This is a genomic window from Micromonospora sp. DT53 (assembly GCF_049841535.1).
GTDB lineage: Bacteria > Actinomycetota > Actinomycetes > Mycobacteriales > Micromonosporaceae > Micromonospora.
In genome coordinates, this window is sequence record NZ_JBNCKM010000003.1 from 242,713 (window position 1) to 263,778 (window position 21,066).

The 21,066-nt window shown below is 71.0% G+C and carries 18 protein-coding genes; 11 read left to right on the plus strand and 7 right to left on the minus strand.

Features of this window, described 5'->3' with window-relative positions; all coding sequences use genetic code 11:
* The first annotated feature begins 165 nt into the window (after positions 1 to 165).
* Positions 166 to 4,200 (plus strand): discoidin domain-containing protein, encoded by a 4,035-nt coding sequence (locus ACLQ3B_RS12480; protein WP_425780273.1) that lies wholly within the window; start codon positions 166 to 168, stop codon positions 4,198 to 4,200.
* Between the two features lie 124 nt (positions 4,201 to 4,324).
* On the opposite strand, the gene ACLQ3B_RS12485 is transcribed toward ACLQ3B_RS12480, so the two are convergent.
* Positions 4,325 to 5,020: an NAD(P)-dependent oxidoreductase gene (locus ACLQ3B_RS12485; protein WP_425780275.1), complete on the minus strand. Its 696-nt coding sequence runs from the start codon at positions 5,018 to 5,020 to the stop codon at positions 4,325 to 4,327.
* A 65-nt stretch (positions 5,021 to 5,085) separates the two neighbouring features.
* Between ACLQ3B_RS12485 and ACLQ3B_RS12490 the strand changes: the two genes are divergently transcribed.
* The 8 genes from ACLQ3B_RS12490 to ACLQ3B_RS12525 all read left to right on the plus strand — a co-directional run bounded on the left by ACLQ3B_RS12490 (position 5,086) and on the right by ACLQ3B_RS12525 (position 14,642).
* Entirely contained in the window at positions 5,086 to 5,667 is a 582-nt protein-coding gene (locus ACLQ3B_RS12490) for a TetR family transcriptional regulator (RefSeq protein ID WP_425780276.1), read from the plus strand.
* Positions 5,668 to 5,819: 152 nt separating this feature from the next.
* The gene (locus ACLQ3B_RS12495) at positions 5,820 to 7,049 is read left to right on the plus strand and encodes an MFS transporter (protein WP_425780278.1); all 1,230 of its coding nucleotides are present in this window, start codon (positions 5,820 to 5,822) and stop codon (positions 7,047 to 7,049) included.
* Between the two features lie 274 nt (positions 7,050 to 7,323).
* Positions 7,324 to 8,997 (plus strand): ABC transporter substrate-binding protein, encoded by a 1,674-nt coding sequence (locus ACLQ3B_RS12500; protein WP_425780280.1) that lies wholly within the window; start codon positions 7,324 to 7,326, stop codon positions 8,995 to 8,997.
* Positions 8,998 to 9,003: 6 nt separating this feature from the next.
* Positions 9,004 to 9,960, plus strand: coding sequence for an ABC transporter permease (locus ACLQ3B_RS12505; RefSeq protein WP_425780282.1), 957 nt, complete (start codon positions 9,004 to 9,006; stop codon positions 9,958 to 9,960).
* A complete protein-coding gene (locus tag ACLQ3B_RS12510) occupies positions 9,957 to 10,844 on the plus strand; it encodes an ABC transporter permease (protein WP_396721491.1) in 888 nt (295 codons plus the stop codon). Before ACLQ3B_RS12505 ends, ACLQ3B_RS12510 begins: the two co-directional genes overlap by 4 nt.
* Complete coding sequence (locus tag ACLQ3B_RS12515; protein ID WP_425780284.1) at positions 10,841 to 11,857, plus strand: ABC transporter ATP-binding protein; 1,017 nt, start codon at positions 10,841 to 10,843, stop codon at positions 11,855 to 11,857. Before ACLQ3B_RS12510 ends, ACLQ3B_RS12515 begins: the two co-directional genes overlap by 4 nt.
* Positions 11,854 to 12,855: an ABC transporter ATP-binding protein gene (locus tag ACLQ3B_RS12520; protein WP_425780286.1), complete on the plus strand. Its 1,002-nt coding sequence runs from the start codon at positions 11,854 to 11,856 to the stop codon at positions 12,853 to 12,855. The genes ACLQ3B_RS12515 and ACLQ3B_RS12520 overlap by 4 nt, the downstream gene beginning before the upstream one ends.
* Positions 12,852 to 14,642 (plus strand): gamma-glutamyltransferase family protein, encoded by a 1,791-nt coding sequence (locus ACLQ3B_RS12525; protein ID WP_425780288.1) that lies wholly within the window; start codon positions 12,852 to 12,854, stop codon positions 14,640 to 14,642. The genes ACLQ3B_RS12520 and ACLQ3B_RS12525 overlap by 4 nt, the downstream gene beginning before the upstream one ends.
* A 23-nt stretch (positions 14,643 to 14,665) precedes the next feature.
* On the opposite strand, the gene ACLQ3B_RS12530 is transcribed toward ACLQ3B_RS12525, so the two are convergent.
* Positions 14,666 to 15,346, minus strand: a complete 681-nt coding sequence (locus ACLQ3B_RS12530; RefSeq protein ID WP_425780290.1) for a GntR family transcriptional regulator — start codon at positions 15,344 to 15,346, stop codon at positions 14,666 to 14,668.
* 70 nt (positions 15,347 to 15,416) lie between these two features.
* Between ACLQ3B_RS12530 and ACLQ3B_RS12535 the strand changes: the two genes are divergently transcribed.
* Positions 15,417 to 16,133, plus strand: coding sequence for a YoaK family protein (locus tag ACLQ3B_RS12535; protein ID WP_425780292.1), 717 nt, complete (start codon positions 15,417 to 15,419; stop codon positions 16,131 to 16,133).
* Between the two features lie 3 nt (positions 16,134 to 16,136).
* Here ACLQ3B_RS12535 and ACLQ3B_RS12540 read toward each other — a convergent pair whose 3' ends face one another.
* From ACLQ3B_RS12540 to ACLQ3B_RS12555, 4 genes are read right to left on the minus strand one after another with little or no spacing between them, the layout of a single operon-like run.
* On the minus strand, positions 16,137 to 16,763 hold the full coding sequence (locus tag ACLQ3B_RS12540) for a response regulator transcription factor (protein ID WP_425780294.1): 627 nt from the start codon (positions 16,761 to 16,763) through the stop codon (positions 16,137 to 16,139).
* The gene (locus ACLQ3B_RS12545) at positions 16,760 to 18,010 is read right to left on the minus strand and encodes a sensor histidine kinase (protein ID WP_425780296.1); all 1,251 of its coding nucleotides are present in this window, start codon (positions 18,008 to 18,010) and stop codon (positions 16,760 to 16,762) included. Before ACLQ3B_RS12545 ends, ACLQ3B_RS12540 begins: the two co-directional genes overlap by 4 nt.
* A gap of 5 nt (positions 18,011 to 18,015) precedes the next feature.
* Positions 18,016 to 18,468: an ABA4-like family protein gene (locus tag ACLQ3B_RS12550; RefSeq protein WP_425780297.1), complete on the minus strand. Its 453-nt coding sequence runs from the start codon at positions 18,466 to 18,468 to the stop codon at positions 18,016 to 18,018.
* The gene (locus ACLQ3B_RS12555; RefSeq protein WP_425780299.1) at positions 18,465 to 19,391 is read right to left on the minus strand and encodes a hypothetical protein; all 927 of its coding nucleotides are present in this window, start codon (positions 19,389 to 19,391) and stop codon (positions 18,465 to 18,467) included. The genes ACLQ3B_RS12550 and ACLQ3B_RS12555 overlap by 4 nt, the downstream gene beginning before the upstream one ends.
* 133 nt (positions 19,392 to 19,524) lie before the next feature.
* On the opposite strand from ACLQ3B_RS12555, the gene ACLQ3B_RS12560 reads away from it, so the two are divergent.
* Entirely contained in the window at positions 19,525 to 19,692 is a 168-nt protein-coding gene (locus ACLQ3B_RS12560; RefSeq protein ID WP_425780301.1) for a hypothetical protein, read from the plus strand.
* 41 nt (positions 19,693 to 19,733) lie between these two features.
* Here ACLQ3B_RS12560 and ACLQ3B_RS12565 read toward each other — a convergent pair whose 3' ends face one another.
* Complete coding sequence (locus ACLQ3B_RS12565; protein WP_425780303.1) at positions 19,734 to 21,053, minus strand: hypothetical protein; 1,320 nt, start codon at positions 21,051 to 21,053, stop codon at positions 19,734 to 19,736.
* Positions 21,054 to 21,066: the final 13 nt, after the last annotated feature.

Genomic DNA, 21,066 nt, shown 5'->3' on the forward strand with positions numbered 1-21,066 from the left:
TCAGGCCTGACTGCGGGTCGATGTCCGAAGTGGAACAGCTGCGGAACGTGTTCGGGGAATCACGGTGGACTCGGACCCTTGACTCTCGGGAAACATCGGGCCACCATCTGACAACGTTGTCACAGACCCCCGCCATCTGACAACGTTGTCATGTCTGGAGGCAAGATGTCCGAGCCATCGCCGATCTCACGGCGTACCTTCCTCTCCGCCGGAGCGACGCTGCTGGCGTCGGTCGGGGTGACCGCGGCACTCCCGGACGCCCTCGCGTCCGCCGCCGTGCCGCCGCCGACCGCCACCAAGACCACCACCGACCTGGCCCGGCACCGCCCGGTGACTGTCTCGTCGACCGACTACGCGCCGACGCCGGCCACCTTCGCCGTGGACGGCCTGCCGCAGGTCGGCGTCCGGGGGAGTGGGTGGCGCGCCGCCAACGGTGATCCACAGTGGATCTCGGTGGACCTCCAGGCGCTGTGCCGGATCGAGGCGGTCTCCCTGGTCTTCGAGGCCACGCTCACCGACGGGCCGTTCGACGGCAACTACACCGACACCGACGGTGACGAGATTCTCTCCAGCGCCGCGACGGCGTACCGGATCGAGGTCTCCACCGACGGCCGTGCCTGGCGGTCGGTGTACGAGACCAGCGAGGGCCAGGGCGGCGCGCAGACCATCAAGCTGCCCCAGCCGGTCACCGCCCGGTGGATCCGGATGACCGCCACGAAACGCTCGAACAGCAACCCGGTGGGCCTCAACGGCTTCCAGGTCTACGGCGTGCCGCTGGCCGGCCGGCCGAAGGCCGAGGGCTGGACCAGTTGGGAGGGCGGCAACACCGGCCCGGCCCCCGAGCTGCGGGTCGCCGCCGACGGTACGGTGCCGCTGGAGTCGGGCTGGTCGTTGACGATGGACGACTTCGCCGGCACCGCCGACGGCGCCGAACTGTCCCGCGCCGGTGTCGACGTCCGATCCTGGTTGCCGGCGACGGTGCCCGGCACCGTGCTGGGCACCCTGGTCGAGCAGGGCCACCTGCCCGACCCGGTGGCCGGCTTCAACAACATGCGCATCCCGGAGGCGCTGTCCCGGCACACCTGGTGGTACCGGCGCGCGTTGCGGTTGCCGCGCGACCTGGACACCTCGGCCGGCCGACGCGTCTGGCTGGAGTTCGACGGGATCAACCACGAGGCGACCGCCTGGGTCAACGGCGTGCAGGTCGGCAGCGTCAAGCACCCGTTCGCACGCGCGGCGTTCGACATCACCGACGCGCTGGCCGGTCACCGTGGCGAGCACGTCCTCGCCGTCCGGGTCACCCCGATGCCGCACCCGGGCACCCCCGGTGACAAGGGCCCCGACGGCCGTACCTTCCTCCAGTCGGCCCACCACTACCTTGACGCGCCCACCTACCTGGCGGTGTCCGGGTGGGACTGGATGCCCGCCGTCCGCGACCGGGTCACCGGCCTCTGGGACCACGTCCGCCTGCGCAGCACCGGCGCCGTGGTCATCGGCGACCCGCACGTGCAGACCACGCTGCCGGACCTGCCCGACACCGACACCGCGGAGGTCACCATCCGGGTGCCGGTCCGCAACGCGGCGGCCAGCGCCACCACGGTCACCGTCCGCGCCGAGTTCGACAAGGTACGCGTCGAGTCCACAGTGACCGTCCCCGCCGGCGGGAGCACCACAGTCACCTTCACGCCGGAGCGCTTCCACGCGCTGCGGGTGCGCAACCCCCGGCTCTGGTGGCCCAACGGCTACGGCGACCCCCACCTGTACGACCTCACGCTCACCGCCACCGTCAGGCGCTCGGTCAGCGACAGGCGTGCGCTCCGCTTCGGTGTCCGCGAGTTCGCCTACGACTGGCACCAGCCGATCGTCATCTCGCCGCCCGGCAAGCCGGCGCTGGAGTTCGTCGACGGCGCGGCGACCCAGACGGCCACGTTCGCCAGGCAGCACGCCCGGCACGTACGCATCCAGGCCGGCCAGCGCGCCACCGGCTGGGGCATCTCGATGTTCTCCCTGTCGGTGGCCGACGGCACCGGCCCCGATCTCGCCCTGGGTCGGGACGCGACCGCGTCGTCTGCGGAGAACGACGGCAACGGGCCCGGCAGGGCCGTCGACGGCGACGCGGCGACCCGCTGGGCCTCGCAGGCCGAGGACAACCAGTGGATCCAGGTCGACCTCGGCGCGGCTGTCGACTTCGACCGGGTCACCATCGTGTGGGAGCAGGCGTACGCGCTGGACTACCGCGTCCAGGTCTCCGCCGACGGGGACACCTGGAGCGACGTGACGTCGGTCAGCAACGACACCCCGCTGGGCAGCCGCGCCAGCCAGGTCGAGAAGTTCGCCAGCCAGACCGCCCAGCACCTGCGCATCCAGACCGGCGCGCGGGTGACCTCGTGGGGCGTGTCCATGTGGGGGCTCTCGGTGCAGCGGCAGGCCGAGCCGGACGTCGACCTGGCCCTGCGCCGGACCGCCACCGCGTCGTCCTCGGACAGCGACTCGAACGGGCCGGACCGGGCCGTCGACGGCAATCCCCGGACCCGGTGGTCGTCGAAGTTCGAGGACAACCAGTGGATCCAGGTCGACCTCGGCGCTCCGGTCAGCTTCGACCAGGTCACCATCGTCTGGGAGCAGGCGTACGCGCGCGATTTCGTCATCCAGGTCTCGGACGACGGGCAGCGGTGGACCGACGTGAAGTCGGTGAGCAACGCGGTCACCCAACTGAAGATCAGCGTGAACGGTGTGCCGGTCTTCGCCCGGGGCGGCAACTGGGGCTGGGACGAGTTGCTGCGCCGGGTGCTGCCCGACCGGCTCGCCGACACGGTCGAGATGCACCGCGACATGAACTTCACGATGATCCGCAACTGGCTCGGCAGCAGCAACCGCGAGGAGCTGTACCAGGCCTGCGACGAGCAGGGCATCCTGGTGTGGAACGACTTCTGGCAGGCGGGCGCGTTCCTGCCCAACCCGCCCGGCTACGTCGACATCGCCGCCGACACGATCCGGCGGTTCCGCCACCACCCGTGCATCGTGGTGTGGTGTGGCGCTAACGAGGGTGACCCGCCGCCGATCGTGGACGCCGGGCTCAAGCAGGCCGCGGCCACCGAGCACCCGGAGATCCTGTACATCCCCAACTCGGCCGGTGGCATCGTCAGCGGCCACGGCCCGTACCACTGGGTGGACCCGGCGACGTACAACAACAAGAACACGTACGACACGGGCGCGTTCGGGTTCCACACCGAGATCGGCATGCCTGTGGTGTCGGTGGTCGAGAGCATGCGCAACCTCGTCGGTGACGCCCCGGAGTGGCCGATCGGCGAGGTGTGGAACTACCACGACTGGTCGACGATCGGTAACCAGCGCGTCGGCACGTACCAGGCGGCGATCGACGCGCGGCTCGGTGAGTCCGACTCGCTCGACGAGTTCGCCACCCGGGCGCAGTTCGTCAACTACGAGAGCCACCGCGCCATGTTCGAGGCGTGGAACGCCAACCTGTGGCAGGACGCCACAGGTCTGCTGCTGTGGATGTCGCACCCGGCGTGGCACAGCACGGTCTGGCAGACCTACGACTACGACCTCGACGTGAACGGCGCCTACTACGGCGCCCGCAAGGGATGCGAGCCGGTGCACGTCCAGGCCGACCCGGGCACCTGGCAGGTCCGGGTGGTCAACCACACCGCCGCGCCGCTCAGCGGGCTCACCGTGAGCGCCCGACGGTACGACCTGAGCGGCCGGTCGCTGGGTTCGGCCCAGCGTCAGCGGGTGGACGTGGCCCGCTCGGCCACGACGGCGGCCTTCCCGCTCGCCGCGCCGGACGGCGGCGGGCTGCACCTGGTGCGACTGGAGCTGCGGGACAGCCGCGACCGGCTGCTCGCCGAGAACACCTACTGGCGCTACGACAAGGCCGAGCAGTTGCGGGCGCTCAACGACGTGCCGAGCACCCGGCTGTCGACGTCGTCGAGCACCGTACGCGTCGTGGAGGGGCGCAACACCGTCACCACGACGGTCCGCAACCAGGGCCGTACGGTCGCCGCGTTGGTGCGGCTCGCCGTGCGCGACAAGCGCGGTGAGCGGGTCCTGCCGGCCCGTTACGACGACAACTACTTCTGGCTCCTCCCGGGGGAGACCCGCGAGGTGCGGATTTCCTGGCCCGCGCGGTCGGGCCTCGCCCGCCAGGTCACGGTGACCGCGCAGGCGTACAACTCCTAGGAGTACGGGTGGGAAGCGGCGTTGTGCGCGCCGCTTCCCGCCGCGTCGCGGTCGCTTCGCCGTCGTGAGTGGATTGCCCGGGGCGTGTTCAAGGGGTGTTCCGACGGGCGTCACGGCGGGACTGTCACTTCTTCTTCATGACGGCCTCGCGCCAGATCAGACCGGCGATGCTCGGCCTGACCTCGGTAGTGATCACCGCCATCGCCCGCCGGACGTACCGGTCGTCGGTCAGTTGCGCCACCATGCTCGCCGCCAGGTCCGCGCGTGCCGTGAAAAGGCCGTCCGCGCAGTCCTCGGCCACCTGGTAGCGGGTGACTGTCGGGTGGTCGAACAACCCGGACGGTCGGGTGATGGTCCAGTCCAGGTCGCTGTCGCGGACGAGGGACTCCATCCGCCGCATGTCCTCGTGCGCGGTGCGGCCCGCCCTGCGGTTGAAAAGCGGGTCCAGCACGTTGTTGAAGAAGAACTCGCCGGTCGGGCGCCAGGCGGGATCCAGGACGCTCGAGCTGACGGTGATCAGGCGCTTGATCCCGTGGCGGTGCATGGCGGCCACGATGTTCGCGTTGCCCCGGGAATAGACGGTGATCGGCTTCGGGGTGAGCGGGACGCCCAGGCTGGACAGGATGGCGTCGCCGCCGGCCACGGCCCGGTCGACGGCGTCGAGGTCCGCGGCGTCCGCGTTGACCACTGTGAGGCCGGGGCGGGGTTGCACGGCGTGCGGGCGGCGGGTCACCGCGACGACCTCGTGGTCGGCGGCCAGGGCCTGCTCGATGATCCGACGGCCGGTGGGGCCGGTGGCGCCGAAGATGACAGTGCGCATGTGTTCGCTCCTCGCTGGGGGTTGACGGCGTTGACCGTGCCAGCGGGGGAGAGCATTATTCAACCGTGTTGAATAAAACGCGGGGTCGGCCCCGCGGCAACCCCGACACCAAGGCCCGCATCACCGAGGCCGCCCGCGAGCTGTTCCTGAAGCACGGCTATCCGGGTACGACGGTCCGGGCCATCGCCGCCGCCGCTGGTGTCGACTCGGCGCTCATCAGCTACCACTTCGGCTCCAAGCAGGGCCTCTTCAGTCAGTCACTGGACCTGCTGTGCGTCGATCCCACCGCGTTGGACCAGGCTCTGCGGGGTGACCGGGAGCATCTGGCCGACCGCCTGCTCGATTCCGTCACCGGCCTGTGGGACGCCGCCGGGCCGGTGCAGAGCCAGATGGCGGTGCAGGATGGCGACACGATGCGCGCCCTGCGGGACTACCTGGACGGTGAGCTACGCCTCCGCATCGCTGAATTTCTCGGCGGGCCTGACGCGACGCGACGTGCCACCGCTGCGGTCTGCGTGCTGGGTGGGCTGATCTTCACGCGCTACCTGAATCCGATCCGCTCGGTCGGCGCGCTGTCCGCGGTCGACGTCCGGCGGGTCTTCGGGCCAGCGCTGCGCGCTGCCCTGTACGGACGCGTCCCGAGCTGATCGCACAGCCACCCGATGCGGTCGTTCCGGGCTGTTACCGCATCTTCGCCAAGGTCAAGACCCATGCTGTACGCGGGGACAGGGGGCCGCGACGGGGAGTGTGTGGGAGTCGGCGGCGCGCAGTCAGGGGTCCGATCCCGGGGGGACTGATCATGTCCGACGCCAGCCGCGCCGGGGGCGCGACGACCCGGTCCACGTCCGGCGCGGTACGGGTCGCCTTCGCCTTCTGGATCACGCTCGTGGGCACCACCGTGCCGACCCCGCTCTACCCGCTCTACGAGCTGGAGTTCGGGTTCTCGTCGTTGACCGTGACCGTGGTCTACGCGGTGTACGCGCTGGGAGTCGTCGTCGGGCTGCTGGTCTTCGGTCGACTGTCCGACCAGATCGGCCGACGCCCGGTCATCCTCATCGCCCTGCTGCTCTCGGTCGCCGCCGACGCCGTGTTCCTGGCCGCAGTGGACCTGGCGATGATCGTCGTGGGTCGGATCCTCGCCGGGCTGTCCGCCGCACTGATCATCGGCACGGCGACCGCGGCGTTGGCGGAGCTGATCGACCCTCGGTACCCGAAGCGTGCCGCCACCGTGTCGATTTTCGCGAACCTGGGCGGCCTGGCCACCGGCACCCTGCTGTCCGGGATCGTGTCGGACGTGGCGCCCGAACCGCTCCGGCTGCCCTGGGTGATCGTGCTGATCCTGGCGGTGATCGCGATCATCGCGTTGCGCGGGGTGCCGGAGACGGTCCGGGGGCGCTCGCCGGTGACCCTGCGGGTGCAGCGGTTGCACGTGCCGGCGACCATTCGCGGCGCCTTCGTCCGCTCGGCGCTCACCGCTGGCGCGGGCTTCGCCGCTCTCGGGGTGCTCACGTCGGTGAGCGGGCTGTTCCTCGGCATGGTCCTGCACGAGACCTCACACACCCTGGCCGCGCTTGTGGTCTTCGTGGCGTTCACCGGCGCGGCGTTCGGTCAGCTGCTGACCCGCGTGCTGTCCTCGCGCGCCGCGCTGGCCAGCGCCTGCGCCGGCCTGGTCGTGGGGGCGGGCCTGCTCGCGTTCAGCATGTGGATGGCGTTGCTGGCGACGCTCATCGTCAGCGCGGCGATCATCGGGGTCGCGTCCGGGGTGGCGGTCGGCGACGGCATCGCGACGATCACGATGAAGACCGAACCGCAGCACCGGGCCGAGGCGGTGTCGACCTTCTTCGCCATCCTGTTCGCCATGCTCGGCGTGCCAGCGGTCGGGGTGGGTCTGCTGATCCAGGCAACCGGTCTGCGCCCGGCCGGCGAGATCTTCAGCGCGGTGGTGGCGGTGCTCGCGCTTGTCGTCCTGCTCAGCCTCCTGCGGCGTGGCCCGACACCGCCCGCGCCCACGGCGAGACCCGCGGGCTGAGCTGACGGCGGTGCCCGGCTGGCCGAGCGGGTCGGTAGGGGTTGGTGGTGGTCCTTTGCTCTGCTTCAACGGACGCACCACCGGGTGTCCGGATATCGGACGGATGCCGTTGCGTGGGTTGAAGCAGAGCAAAGGTCGCGCGGCGCAGCCGTCGGCCCCGATGGACGCACCCCACACGGCCCGTGGACGGGCGCCGTGAGGCATCCACAGAGGTCTTGCGGCGGTCATCGTATACAACATACGCTCCCCGAATCGCCCACCTGAGGAGCTCTCCATGACGAACCTCTCCGTCCGCGACACGAACCTGCCCCGCCGCCGGGTGCTCCGGGCCGCCGTGGCGGCCGCCGTCGTCTGCACGATCGTCGCCTGCTCACCGGTGTCGAACGGCGACGGCGGCGACCAACCCGGCGGCGACCAGTCGGCAGGCCAGGATTCCTTCGGTACGCCCGCAGACCCCGCCGCCGTGAAGCAGGGCGGCAAGTTGGTCATCGCTCTCTCGGCCGAGCCCGACGCGTTGGACCCGACGCTGTCGAGAAGCCTCTACTCCCGCTACGTCTTCCAGGCCATGTGCCAGAAGCTCTACGACGTCAACGAGCAGGCGCAGGTCGTACCGCAGCTCGCGACGGCCCTGCCCACCACGAGCGGTGACGGCCGGACGGTGACCATTCCGCTGCGGCCCGGCGTGCGCTTCGCGGACGGGACGGCGTTCGACTCGGCCGCGGTGAAAGCCACCCTGCAACGCCACCTCGCCAACGCCCGGTCGGCGCGCAAGAGCGAACTCGGCCCCATCGACGGCGTCGACACCCCGGACGCGCAGACAGTAGTCCTGCGGCTGAAGCAGCCGTTCGCACCGCTGCTCGGGGCCCTCGCCGACCGGGCCGGCATGATCATGAGTGCGCAGGCGCTACGGACCCGGGGTGACGACTTCGCCTCGGCGCCGGTCTGCGTCGGCCCCTTCAAGTTCGCGAAGCGGGTGCCGCAGAACTCCATCGAAGTGGTGCGGGACCCCAACTACTACGACGCGAGCAAGGTGCACCTGGACGCCATCTCGTGGCGGATCCTCACCGACGCCAGCATCCGCGCCGCCAACCTGCGCTCCGGCGACGCGCAGGTCGCCGACTCGGTCTCCACCCAGGACGTCGCCTCGCTCCGGCAGGACTCGGCGGTCTCCGTCCTCCAGTCGCAGTCCCTCGGCTACCAGGGCCTGACCATCAACGTCGGCAACGTCGACGGCGTCGGCACCGCCCCCAAGCCCATCAATCGCCCCCTCGCGCAGAACGCCAAGGTGCGGCAGGCCTTCGAGCACGCCATCGACCGCAAGGCCCTTGTCGACGCGGTCTTCAACGGTCTGCACGCCGCCGCCTGCACCCCGATCTCGCCCGCGAGCACGTTCTCGTCCCCCGAGGCGCAGACCTGCCCGGCGCACGACCCCGCCAAGGCCAAGCAGTTGCTCACCGAGGCCGGCGTGCAGACGCCGTACGCGGTGACGATGCTCGCCTCGAACACCCCTGACACGCTGCGCCTCGCGCAGGCGTTGCAGTCCATGGTCAAGGACGGCGGCTTCGACCTGAAGATCAACCCGGTGGAGTACTCATCGCTGCTCGACGAACAGGACCGTGGCAACTTCGAGCTGCTGCAACTGGGCTGGAGCGGACGGATCGACCCGGACGCCAACATCACCAACTTCGTCGGCACCGGCGCCAGCCAGAACGTCGCCGGCTACAGCAACCCACAGCTCGACACCCTGTTGACCCAGGCCCGCCAGGCCGGCGACGTCGAGGAGCGCAGGAAGCTGTACGGGCAGGCGGTCACCCTGCTGCAGCAGGACGACGCCCTGATCTACCTCTACCGGCAGCGCAACCTGACCGCCGTCAGCAAGCAGATCCAGGGCCTGCAGGTCTTCCCGGACGGCGTGATCCGGGCGGCCTTCGCCGGCTTCGGCAAGTAGGTCGTCGTGGCCCGATATCTGCTCACCCGCGCCTGGCAGTCGGCGCTGACCCTGCTGTTGTCGACGATCGTGGTCTTCGTCGGCGTACGGGCACTCCCCGGTGATCCCGCCCTCGCCCTGGCCGGGGAGGACCGGTCGCCGGAGGCCCTGGAGGCCATCCGTCGGCACTACGGGCTGGACCAGCCGTTGCCGGTGCAGTTCGCCCAGTACGTGGAGCGCATGGCGCAGGGCGACTTCGGGGTGTCGATCCGCACCGGCACACCGGTCTCGTCGATGCTCACGACAGCCCTGCCGGTGACCGTCGAGTTGTCCGTCCTGGCGATCCTCATCGCGGCGGCGCTCGGGGTCGGCGCCGGGGTGATCGCGGCGGTCCGTCGTGGACGTCCGGCGGAGTGGCTCGCCAACGGCCTGGCCCTGATCGGCCTGTCGGTGCCGCACTTCTGGCTGGGGCTGCTCGCGATCCTCTACCTGTCCGTGGCGACCGGGCTCTTCCCCGCCTCCGGCTTCGTGCCGATCCTGGAGGACCCCGTCGACAACCTGCACCACATCGTCCTGCCAGCGGTGATCCTCGGCACCGGCCTCGCCGCCATCATCATGCGGCAGACCCGCTCGGCGATGCTGGACTCGCTCTCCTCCGACTACGTGCGGACGGCGAAGGCGAAGGGCCTGCGACCGCGCGCCGTCGTCACCCGGCACGCCCTACGGAACAGCCTCATCGTGGTGGTGACAGTCGTGGGTCTCCAACTCGGCGGGCTGATCTCCGGCGCGGTCGTCACCGAACAGATCTTCGGGCTGCCGGGCTTCGGCAAGATGACCATCGACGCGGTGTTCCAGCGGGACTACCCGGTGATCCAGGCCGTCGTCCTGCTCACCGCGGCGGCCTACATCGTGATCAACTTCTTCGTGGACCTGCTCTACTCGGTCATCGATCCCCGCATCCGGGTGACGGGAGATCCGGCATGACCGTCCTCACCGTACCGATGGCGGAGACCGGCACCGCCAGCATCACCAGGCGTACCCGGGTGCTGCGACGGTTGCGTCGCAACCCGCTCGCCGTGGTGAGCTTCGTCGTGCTCGCGCTGGCGGGCGTCATCGCTCTGCTCTCGCCCTGGCTCGCGCCCTACTCGGTCGACCAGACCGACTTCGCCCGTACGTTCGCGCCTCCCGGGACCGCCGGGCACGTGCTCGGCACCGACGACCTCGGTCGGGACGTCCTCTCCCGCATCATGCTCGGTGCGCGGGCGTCGTTGCAGGTGGGACTTCTGGCGGTGGCCACCTCTCTGGTCATCGGGGTGCCGCTCGGGCTCGCGGCCGGCTACTTCCGGGCCTGGGATGCGGTGATCTCGCGCTTCACCGACCTGCTGCTGGCGTTTCCGTTCCTGATCATGGCGGTGGGGTTGGCGGCCATCCGGGGCGCCAGCCTCGGCAACGCCGCGGTGGCCATCGGCATCGCCCAGATCCCCGGGGTGATCCGGGTCGTCCGCTCGGACACGTTGCGCCTCAAGTCTCTCGACTTCGTCGCCGCGGCCGTGGTCGACGGCGCGAGCGATCTGTGGGTGCTGGCCCGGCACATCCTGCCGAACGCGACCTCGGTGATCCTGGTGCAGGCCACGGTCGCCATCCCGGCGGCGATCCTCGGCGAGGCGGTGCTGTCCTTCCTCGGTCTCGGCATCCAGCCGCCGGCGCCCAGTCTCGGCACCATGCTGGCCACCGCCCAGCAGTTCGCCGCCCGCGCGCCGTGGGCCGCCGTCTTCCCCGGCGTCGTGATCATGGGTTTGGCGCTGGCGTTCAACGTCTTCGGTGACGCCCTGCGCGACGCCCTCGACCCGAAGGGAGACCGGCGATGACCCCGGCCCCCGCGCCCGTGCTGGAGATCCGCGACCTGTCGGTGTCGTTCCCGACCGAGACCGGCACCGTCTCCGCGGTCGACGCTGTCAGCCTGGACCTCGCGCCCGGGGAGATCGTCGGGATGGTGGGCGAGTCGGGGTGCGGAAAGAGCGTCACCGCGATGAGCATCGCCGGGCTGCTTCCGGGCAGCGCCCGGGTCAGCGGTTCGGTGCGCCTGGACGGCACGCAGCTGGTCGGGGCCCGCGAGTCGGCCCTGCGCCGGGTCCGTGGCCGGGAGATCGCGTACATCTTCCAGGAGCCGATGACGTCGTTGAACCCGGTGCTCACCGTCGGGCGGCAGATCGGGGAGGTGCTCCAGGTCCACGAGCGGATGTCCCGGCGGGCGGCGCGGGCGCGAGCCGTCGAGCTGTTGACGCTCGTCGGGATCCCGTCCGCCGCCCAGCGGGTCGACAGTTATCCGCACCAGCTCTCCGGCGGCATGCGCCAGCGCGTGATGATCGCGATGGCGGTGGCCTGCGGCCCGAAGGTGCTGGTCGCCGACGAACCGACCACCGCGCTGGACGTCACCGTCCAGGCCGGCATCCTCCAGGTGCTGCGGGACCTGCGCGACCGGCTCGGCACGAGCGTCCTCATCATCACGCACGACCTCGGCGTGATCGCCGACATCGCGGACCGCGTCGTCGTCATGTACGCGGGCCGGGTGGTGGAACGGGCACCGGTGGACGACCTGTTCGCCAACCCACGGCACCGGTACACGGCCGGGCTCCTGTCGGCGTCACCGCAGCCGGGCCGGCACGCCGGCACCGACCGGTTGACGGAGATCCCCGGGCTGGTGCCCGTCCTGGCGAGCCAACCCGACGCCTGCACCTTCGCGGACCGGTGCCCGGCCGTCGACCAGCAGTGCCGGGCGGCCGCCCCACCCCTGGAGAGTGTCGGCGGCACCGACCACGTCGCGGCCTGTTGGCACCCCTGCACAACGGCACCCACGGCAGCTCAGGAGGCGAACCGATGACGCCGCAGCCGAACGCCCTGGAGATCGCGGACCTGGTGATGCACTTCGGCCCGGTGCGTGCCGTGGACGGGGTGTCGCTGACGATCCCGCGCGGCCGGGTCACGGCCCTGGTGGGGGAGAGCGGTTCCGGAAAGTCGACTGTGGGCCGCTGCGTGGTGCGGCTCGTCGAACCGACAGCGGGCACTGTCCGGATCGCGGGCACCGACGTCACCCACCTGTCCCGACGGCGACTGCGCCCCCATCGCGGCGCGGTGTCGATCGTCTTCCAGGACCCGGCCGCGTCCCTGGACCCGCGCATGCTGGTGGGCGAGATCGTGGCCGAGCCGCTGCGGCTGGCCGGCAAACGGATGTCCCGGCGCGACCGGGACGCCCGGGTCGCTCCCCAACTCGAACGGGTGGGCCTCCGCGCCGAGGTGGCCCGTCGCTATCCCCACGAGTTGTCCGGCGGGCAACGCCAGCGGGTCAGCATCGCACGGGCCCTGATCTCCGAGCCCATGCTGCTCATCGCGGACGAACCCACGAGCGCGCTCGACGTGTCCGTGCAGGCGTCGGTGCTCAACCTCCTCGCCGACCTGCAACGCGACATCGGGTTCGCTTGCCTCTTCATCACCCACGACCTCTCCGCTGTGGAGTACCTGGCCGACGACATCGCGGTCATGTACCTCGGTCAACTCGTCGAGACGGGCAGCCGCGAGCGGATCTTCGCCCGGCCCGCCCACCCGTACACCCAGGCTCTGCTGTCCGCCGCGCCGGTGGCCGACCCGGTGCGTCAGCGCCACCGTCAGCCGGTGCTGCTCGGCGACGACCTGCCGTCCGCGCTCGACCCGCCGTCCGGCTGCCGGTTCCGGACCCGGTGCCCGCTCGCCTTCGACAGGTGCGCGACGGAGGTGCCGGCGCAGATCGCGATCGGCGACGGCATGGCCGCGTGTCACCTGGTCCGGCCGGACGGCACCGGCCCCGACGTTCGTACCGCAGATCCCAGTGAGGTGTTGTCATGACGTTCACCACCCGACCCACGCTGCAGGGGACCTTCGGCATGGTGTCCTCGACGCACTGGCTCGCCAGCCAGTCGGCGATGGGCATCCTGGAACGCGGCGGTAACGCCTTCGACGCCGCGGTCACCGCCGGGTTCGTCCTGCACGTCGTCGAGCCGCACCTGAACGGGCCGGGCGGCGAGGTGCCGGCCATCGTGGCCACCGCACAGGACCCTCGACCGAAGGTGCTGTGTGGGCAGGGGCCCGCCCCGGCTGGTGCGACCATCGCGCACTTCCGGTCCCTCGGAATGGACCTCGTCCCGGGTGCCGGGCCGCTCGCGGCGGCCGTACCCGGTGCCGTGGACGCCTGGCTCCTGCTGCTGCGCGAGCACGGCACGCTCACCCTCGCCGAGGTGCTGGAGCCGGCGATCGGCTACGCCGGCGCCGGACACCCGCTGGTCGGCCGGGTCGGCGACACCGTGGCGGCCGTCCGGTCGTTGTTCGAGGAACACTGGCCCACGTCCGCCGCGCTCTGGCTGCGTGGCGGCCGGCCACCGGCCGCGGGGGAGATGGTCACCAACCCGGCGCACGCGGACACGCTGCGCCGACTCGTCGAGGCGGGACAGGCGGCCGGTGTCGACCGGGAGGCCCAGATCGAAGCCGCGCGTCGGGCCTGGAGCACGGGTTTCGTCGCCGAGGCGATCGACGCGTTCAGCCGGCGGCCGTTCCAGGACTCCAGCGGACGCCCGCACGCCGGGCTGGTCACCGGCGACGACCTGGCCGCGTACTCGGCGAGCTGGGAGGCGCCCGCCACCCTCGACTGGCACGGCTACTCGGTGGCGAAGACCGGCTTCTGGGGTCAGGGCCCGGTGCTGCTGGAGGCACTGGCCACCCTGGACTCCCTCGACGACCCGGGCGCGTACGACCCGGGGACCGCAGCGGGCGTGCACGCCCAGGTCGAGGCCCTCAAGCTCGCCTTCGCCGACCGGGAGGCCTGGTACGGCGACGGCGTCGACGTGCCCGCCAAGGCGCTGCTCTCCCCGCAGTACGCGCGGGAACGGGCAGCCCTGATCGGCGATCACGCGTCGGTCGAGTTGCGGCCGGGGCGTCCGGACGGGGCACAGCCGCGTCTGCCGGCGCACGTCCGACCCGGTGCGGCGCGGCGTACCGGGCCGACGGATGCCACGACGGGAGAGCCGACCGTGCAGTCGGACGGGGTGACCCGGGGCGACACGTGTCACGTGGACGTGGTCGACCGCTGGGGCAACATGATCTCCGCTACGCCCAGCGGCGGCTGGTTGCAGAGTTCCCCGACGATTCCGGAGCTCGGCTTCCCGCTGGGCAGCAGGTTGCAGATGTTCTGGCTGGAGGAGGGGCTCGCCTCGTCGCTGGCGCCGGGCCGTCGGCCGCGTACGACGTTGAGCCCGACGATGGTGCACCGCGACGGCGAGCCGGTGCTGGCCTGCGGCACCCCCGGTGGCGACCAGCAGGACCAGTGGCAGTTGCCGTTCCTGCTGCGGCACCTCGTCGGTGGTCAGAGCCTTCAGGAGGCCATCGACGCGCCGGCGTGGCACACGGTCGGCGTGCCGGGGTCGTTCTATCCCCGTGACATGGAGCCCGGTGTCCTGGTGGTGGAGGACCGGCTCGACGAGGGCGTGCTGGCGGCGCTGCGGGCGTACGGGCACGAGGTGCGGGTCGCCGACGGGTGGAGCCTCGGTCGGCTCTGCGCGGTGACCCGCGACCCGGTGACGGGTGTGCTGGCCGCCGGTGCGAATCCTCGGGGGATGCAGGGCTACGCGTGCGGCCGCTAGCGGCCGCCCCGGCCAGGTGGCCGTCAGCGGGCGCCGTAGCCGCCTTCGGCGTTCTCGTAGGCCGCGGCGGATGCCGCGTCGAGGTGGTCGAGCGCGGCCCGCTCGGCGCGGTCACCGTCGCCTGACTCGATGGCGTCGACGAGTTGGATGTGCTCGGCCCACGAGTGTGGGGCGCGTTCGGCCGCCCCGAGCCGGAAGATCCACTGGACATGGAGGTAGAGCGACTTGGCGATCGACGACAGCCAGGGGTTTCCGCTGATCTGGAGGATGCGTAGGTGCAGCGTGCTGTTCAGTTCGGCGACCCGGGCCAGGTCCTGCCGTTGGGTCGCCTCGCGGCCCTGGTCGAGCAGGGCACGCAGGGACGCCACGTCGACCGCGGTCGCCCGCTCGGCGGCCAGCCGGGCGGCCAGCGCCTCCAGGCGCTCGCGCACGGCGAACATGTCGCCGATGGTGCCGCTGCTCGGTGAGGCGACGACCGCGCCCCGGCGGGGGAGGATCACGACGAACCCCTCGGCCTCGGCGACGCGCAGCGCCTCCCGGACGGGGTTGCGGGAGACGCCGAAGTCCTCGGCGAGGCGGTCCTCGGTCAGCCGTTCCCCGGGCAGGTAGTCGCCGTCGATGATGGCGGTCCGCAGTGCGGCGAGGACCTGATCGCGGAGCGGCAGGTGTTGCGCGCCGAGCTTGTCCCGTAGGTCTTCAGCCACCTGGTCGCCTCTCCGTGAACGTGTCCGGACAAAGTGTATACGAAGAACAATTACTGGAAGGTGGCCGACAGTGTCGAGCACAGCGCCCCGCGTCACCCGCCCTCACGTGGCCCCGCACCGCGACGAGCGCCTGCTGCGGCGACGGCACGCGCTCGTCGTCGTCCTCACCTTCCTGACCGGGAGCGCCGACGCTCTCGGTTTCCTCGCCCTCGGTGGCGCCTTCGCCAGCGTGATGACCGGCAACATGGTCCTGCTCGGGCTCTCGGCGGGTCGGGGTGATCCCGACCTCGCCCTGACGTCGGGCTGTGCCATCGTCAGCTTCATCGTCGGTGTCCTCGCGGGCGCCCGCGTCGTCGGCTCGGCGCAGCCCGACGATCCGGTCTGGCCACGGCGGGTCACCTGGGCGCTGGTCCTGGAGCTGTCGGTGTTCGTGGTGTTCGCCGTCGTCTGGGAGGTCACCCTCCACACCCCCGACGCACGCGTCCACCTGGCGCTGCTGATGCTGTCCGCGGTCGCGCTGGGCGTGCAGAGCAGTGCGATCCAACGCTTCGGCGTGTCCGGACTGTCCTCCACGTACCTGACCGGCACGCTCACGAGCCTGATCGCCGGCGTCGCCGCGCGCAGCCCGTGGGTCAGCCTGCGCCCCAAGGCCCAGGTGCTGCTGGCCCTCATGGTCGGCGCGGCGGTCGGCGCCCTGGTCGCCCTGCACCTGCCGATCGTCGCCCCGGCCCTGCTGATCGTGCCGCTGGTGCTCGTCATCGCCGTGTCCACGCGGATGCGGGCCTGAGCGTCAGACGCCGCGAGCGAACAGGGCCAGGCGTACCCGGTTGGGGCTGTCGGTCTTGGCCATCAGGCTGGTGATGTGGGTCTTGACCGTCGTGACACCGATGTGCAGCTGGTCGGCGATCTCGGTGTTGGACAGGCCCTCGGCGACCAGGTTCAGCACGTCCCGTTCCCGGGCGGTCAGGCCCGGCAGAGCCGGTGCTGATCCGGGGCGGGCGTGCACCGCGCGTTGCACGAGGCGACGCAGCACCTCCGGGCTGAACGGGCTGTCACCGACGGCGGCCCGGCGGATGCCGTCCAGCAACTCGGTCGGCGGCGCGTCCTTGAGCAGGAACCCGCACGCTCCGGCGGTCAGCGCGGGGTAGAGGTGGTCGTCGTCGCCGAACGTGGTCAGCACCAGGATGCGGGTGCTCGGGCGTTCGGCGAGGATCCGGCTGGTCGCGGTGATCCCGTCGACACCGGGCATGCGCAGGTCCATGACGACGACGTCGGGGAGGAGCCTCCCGGCCAGCGGGATCGCCTCCCGGCCGTTCTCGGCCTCCCCGACGACCTCGATGTCGGGTTGGGCGTCGCAGAGCATGCGCAGCCCGGCCCGGATGAGGTGCTGGTCGTCGACCAGCAGCACCCGGATCACGCCGGCTCCGGGGCGGGTGATCCGGCCGGCGCCTCCCGCTCGCGGGGCACCGACCCGACCGGCGCGTCGGCGGACGCGGAGGCCACGACCGGAAGGACGGTCCGCACCCGCCACCCGGCGCCGGTCGGACCCGCCTCCAGCCGGCCGCCGAGGACCTCGACGCGCTCGCGCATCCCGGTGATGCCGTGCCCGCCACCGGCCGGCACGCCCGCCGGTACCCCGCCACGCCCGTTGTCGGTGACCTCCCAGTGCACGGAACCGTCCCGGACGGCGACCACGAGGTGCGCGAGCGCGGACGTCCCCGCGTGTTTGGCCACGTTGGTCAGTGCCTCCTGGGTCAGTCGCAGCACCGCCATGCCGCGCACCGCGTCGAGTGAACCGATCGCCGGATCGAGTTCGGCCTCCACGGTGACACCCGCCTGCCGGGCCCGGTCGATGGACGCGCCGATCGCCGCCGGCAGCGCGGAGGGTTCGATCGCGGTCAGCCCCGCGTCACCGCGTACCCCGTCGGGGTCGCGCAGCACCGCGACCAGCCGGCGCAGCTCCGCGAGCGCCGCGGTGCCGGTGCCGTGCACGTCGTCGAAGACCTCACCCACCCGGGGGTCCAGGTCGGTGAGCACGTGCCGGGCCACACCGACCCGCAGGACCATCGACGCCACGTGGTGCGCGACGACGTCGTGCAACTCGCGGGCGATGGCGCTGCGTTCGTCGGCGCGCGCCGCACGACTCTCCGACTCGTGCTGGCGTTGCTCGGCCACCGCCCGCTCCACGGCCTGCCGACTCAGCTCCCGGTTGGTGCGGATGACGAGGCCGAGGAGCACCGGCACGCCGACTTCCAGGGCCAGCCCGACGGCACCGGAGGCGACCTGGCCAGCCGGGTCGCCGATCGAGTCGGTCAGGTCGACCACCACCAGCAGCGCGGAGGCCAGCCAGATGGTCCGGGCGCGACGCGCGCGCATGGTGACCTCGAGCAGCGCCCAACTCGCGCCCACCTGGTTGATCGTGAAGTCGTCGACCAGGCTGATCGCGACCGCCAGCAGCGCGGCCTGCGCCGACAGGTTGACCACCGGCCAACGGTGTACTGCCAGCCCCACGGTGAACGCGAGCACCGCGAGGACCCACTGTGTCGGCGTGGGTGGGCGGTCCGCGTGGGGGACGAAGAGCAGGTACTGCACCCCGGCGAGGATGAGCAGCGCCATCCGTACGACCGGGTCCCGCAAGTCGAACAGTCGCCCCGGCCAGCCCACGGTGGTCAGCCTAGGTGCTGCGGGCCGGTGGCGGCGGCCGCCGGCCGCCGCCACCGGGTCCGGACCGCGAGGTAGGCGGCCAGACCGAGCGGTCCGAGCAGGATGGTCAGCAGCAGCACCGGGGCCATGACCAGCGCCGGCACCCCCCGCTGCCGACTGTCCAACCAGGCCCACCGTCCGACGAACAGATCGAACGCGATCATGTGCGCCCAACCCGCCGCCGCCCCGGTGGAGGTGCTGAGCAGGTCGCGTACCCCGGTCAGGGTCGGCGACGTCACGGCCGCCAGCACGTCGTCGAAGGCCGGTAGCACCAGCAGCGCGTAGATCACCACGACCGGCAGCACGATCAGCGGCGAGGCGATGATCCGGGCGGTCCACGACCAGCGTGGCAGCAGGATCATCAGCGCCCAGAACGGCGCGGCCACCGCGAACGTCAGGGAGAACAGCGTCTCGGTCACGCGGCCAACGCCAGTTCCGGGCGACGCCGGCGGGCCAGCACCAGACCGGTCGCGCTCACCGTCGTGACCGCCAGGGCCGCGACCGCGGCGAGCGTGACGGCGTCCGGCCGCAGCAGCGGCTGCCCGCGCAGGGCCTGCCAGGTCAACAGCACGGTGAGTACGCCGTACGCGCCGCCCGCGACGACCAGCAACCGGGCTCGGGTGCGCTCGTCCAACCGCATCGCGAACCGGCTCAGCAGGATCGCCAGGATCGGCAGCGCCTGGAGGGCGTGCAGCCCCACGAAGTGCCCGATCCGCAGGTCACCGCCCGTGGTGCTCCAGCCGACGATCGGCAGCCCCGGCCCGCCGTCGAGCACGCCGACGCTGTGCGCGCCACCGATCCCCTCGATCCCCGGGTCCTGCATCGGCAGCGCCATCGGCACCGCCGCGAGCATGCCCAGCAGGGACAGGCCGAGGCCCCACCCGACCGCGGTCGCGGCGACCCGATCGGGGATCCGCTGGATCAGGACCACGACCCCGATGACGAGGTGCGCGAAGAACAGCACCATGATCGCCGCGCCCATCGCCGCGAACAACGCGGTGTTCAGCGGCGTGGTGTCGTTGAAGTGGCTGGTCTGCCCGCGCAGCACCTGACCGACGATCCACGCGTTCTCGACGACCGCCACCGCGACGATGACGACGACCGCCCGCTCGACGGCTCGGCTGCGTCGGGGCAGCAGGGAGAGCATCCAGGCGAGCGTCGCGCCGTACAGCACGAAGGACACCCCGAACTTGAACGGCTTGAGCCAGATCGGCGCCCCGGTGAGGACGCGCGGGTCGACGAGGATGCCGACCACGGCGACGACGGCCAGGACCGCCATCACGGATACCAGGAACATCAGGGGGCGGTTCCAACGCGTCGCCCGGCGCACAACGGTAGTCATGTCTGTAGATGTTCGTGGCCGGGCCCGCCGATCGCGTCCGACCCCGAGCCCCGGTTGTGGCCGCTGGTCGGAGCGCGCCTCCTCCCTGGGTAGGAGACGACAGCCGTCGAAGCCGCCCGACGGTGCCGGCCCAATGGCCGGCCTGATCGAACTGGCGACCGCGTTGGACAAGGCCGAGCGGGTGCCCGAGTGGGGCGCCCGCCTCCAGGCGCTGACCCTGACCCTGGAGCAGCGGGCGCAGGTGGAGCAGTACGTCGCCGACCCGACCCTGCTCACGCCGTGGTGGACCGACTCGACCTGAGGTCGCAACGCGCGACCTGCCGGCGCACTGCCGAACCGGGGCTACGGTGACGGGATCCATTCCAGCACACGGCAGTCGGGCCGCCGATACATCCAGAGAGCATTGTCGTCCGGCAGGATCTTGCGCGCCTCAGTCGGGCCGAGCAACTCCCGAATCGTCTGAGAGTCACACATCACGATGTTGTGCTCGGCGACCGGCAGGGGTGTGCTCGTCTGCATGATGAGCTCCAGCGTCCTACCATATTTTTCGGCGGTGACGACCACACGACTGAGTGTCTCCCTGACCGCCGCCTCCTCCCGCCGTTGGGTCCGCAAGATGCCTACCCGGGCGAGACGTTCGTGGTATTCGAAGAGAGTCGTGCTGTACGGAACGGCGGATTCTGACATGTCCGTGCTGGAGCCTGTCGCGTCAAAACGAGCCTGGAAGTAGTTGGCGCCCAACGACTCCTCTCGCAGCTCTTCAATCTCTTCGAGCCGCAGAGCAGCCAAGCGTTCCCTGTTGATCACGAATCGTCCGGCGAGCCGGTCACCGCCTGTCGCCCCCACTGTCACCTTGGGCCGATCCTCCTGCTTCGCGCCACCCCGGTAGAGCTCCGCTTCGACCTCCCGCTCCACCCCTGCGGAGGTAGGCCCGGCTGGCAGGAACTTGTCGGCCGATCGTGGGGTGGTGGTGATCGCGAGTTGACCGTCGTAGACAAGGGGGACGTTTCCGGACTGGGCATCGAGGACAAGTTGCCAGATGAATGTCCACTCCTCTGACGTCTCGTAGTCTCGGGGCCGGAACCGCGCCTCTATGTCGGCCGCGCTGAGCGGTGTGCCGGCTTGGCGGTGGTTGCGCACCGCCTCCCACACCTGATCGAAGATCGCATGGTGGGCAGGTAGCGAGCGGTTGGCGACGGCGTGCTCGACGAAAGTCTCGAGTTTGCGGAGAAAGTGCTTGTTGACTTCGGTAAGTGACCAGGTCAACGGGGGTGACGTAGGTTCGTTCCTGTGGCAGACCGAATCTACGAGCCGAAGGTAGTCTTCTTCGATCTTCGCCGCCCGCTCCGGGCTGACCCGGCGAAAACCTTCCAGGACGGCGGCCTGAGTCACCGGTGATCCGGCCGCGTCAAGGCGGGCTGCTCGCCGAATGAACCCTGTACGCAGAGCCGTCCAGAAGACACCCCCCTCGACCTTTGCGGCCTGGTGGAAGATGTTCGCGTTGTTGAGGTCGGAATCGACAATGGTCAGACTCCGGCAATGCAACGCGCTGACCCGCATGTACATGTCTATGTCGGTTGGGCTCTGTAGATCTTCCTCCGCGGCGTGAGCTTGGAGGAACATCGGCATGATCGAGTGTTCCATCGGCCGTTCGATAATCATGCTCAACCTCTCA

What these genes read in the sequence shown, in the direction of transcription:
- ACLQ3B_RS12480 (WP_425780273.1), top strand. Translation starts at nt 166, where the DNA reads ATGTCCGAGCCATCGCCGATCTCACGGCGTACCTTCCTCTCCGCCGGA.
- ACLQ3B_RS12485 (WP_425780275.1), bottom strand. Translation starts at nt 5,020, where the DNA reads ATGCGCACTGTCATCTTCGGCGCCACCGGCCCCACCGGCCGTCGGATC.
- ACLQ3B_RS12495 (WP_425780278.1), top strand. Translation starts at nt 5,820, where the DNA reads ATGTCCGACGCCAGCCGCGCCGGGGGCGCGACGACCCGGTCCACGTCC.
- ACLQ3B_RS12500 (WP_425780280.1), top strand. Translation starts at nt 7,324, where the DNA reads ATGACGAACCTCTCCGTCCGCGACACGAACCTGCCCCGCCGCCGGGTG.
- ACLQ3B_RS12510 (WP_396721491.1), top strand. Translation starts at nt 9,957, where the DNA reads ATGACCGTCCTCACCGTACCGATGGCGGAGACCGGCACCGCCAGCATC.
- ACLQ3B_RS12515 (WP_425780284.1), top strand. Translation starts at nt 10,841, where the DNA reads ATGACCCCGGCCCCCGCGCCCGTGCTGGAGATCCGCGACCTGTCGGTG.
- ACLQ3B_RS12520 (WP_425780286.1), top strand. Translation starts at nt 11,854, where the DNA reads ATGACGCCGCAGCCGAACGCCCTGGAGATCGCGGACCTGGTGATGCAC.
- ACLQ3B_RS12525 (WP_425780288.1), top strand. Translation starts at nt 12,852, where the DNA reads ATGACGTTCACCACCCGACCCACGCTGCAGGGGACCTTCGGCATGGTG.
- ACLQ3B_RS12555 (WP_425780299.1), bottom strand. Translation starts at nt 19,391, where the DNA reads ATGACTACCGTTGTGCGCCGGGCGACGCGTTGGAACCGCCCCCTGATG.
- ACLQ3B_RS12560 (WP_425780301.1), top strand. Translation starts at nt 19,525, where the DNA reads ATGGCCGGCCTGATCGAACTGGCGACCGCGTTGGACAAGGCCGAGCGG.
- ACLQ3B_RS12565 (WP_425780303.1), bottom strand. Translation starts at nt 21,053, where the DNA reads ATGATTATCGAACGGCCGATGGAACACTCGATCATGCCGATGTTCCTC.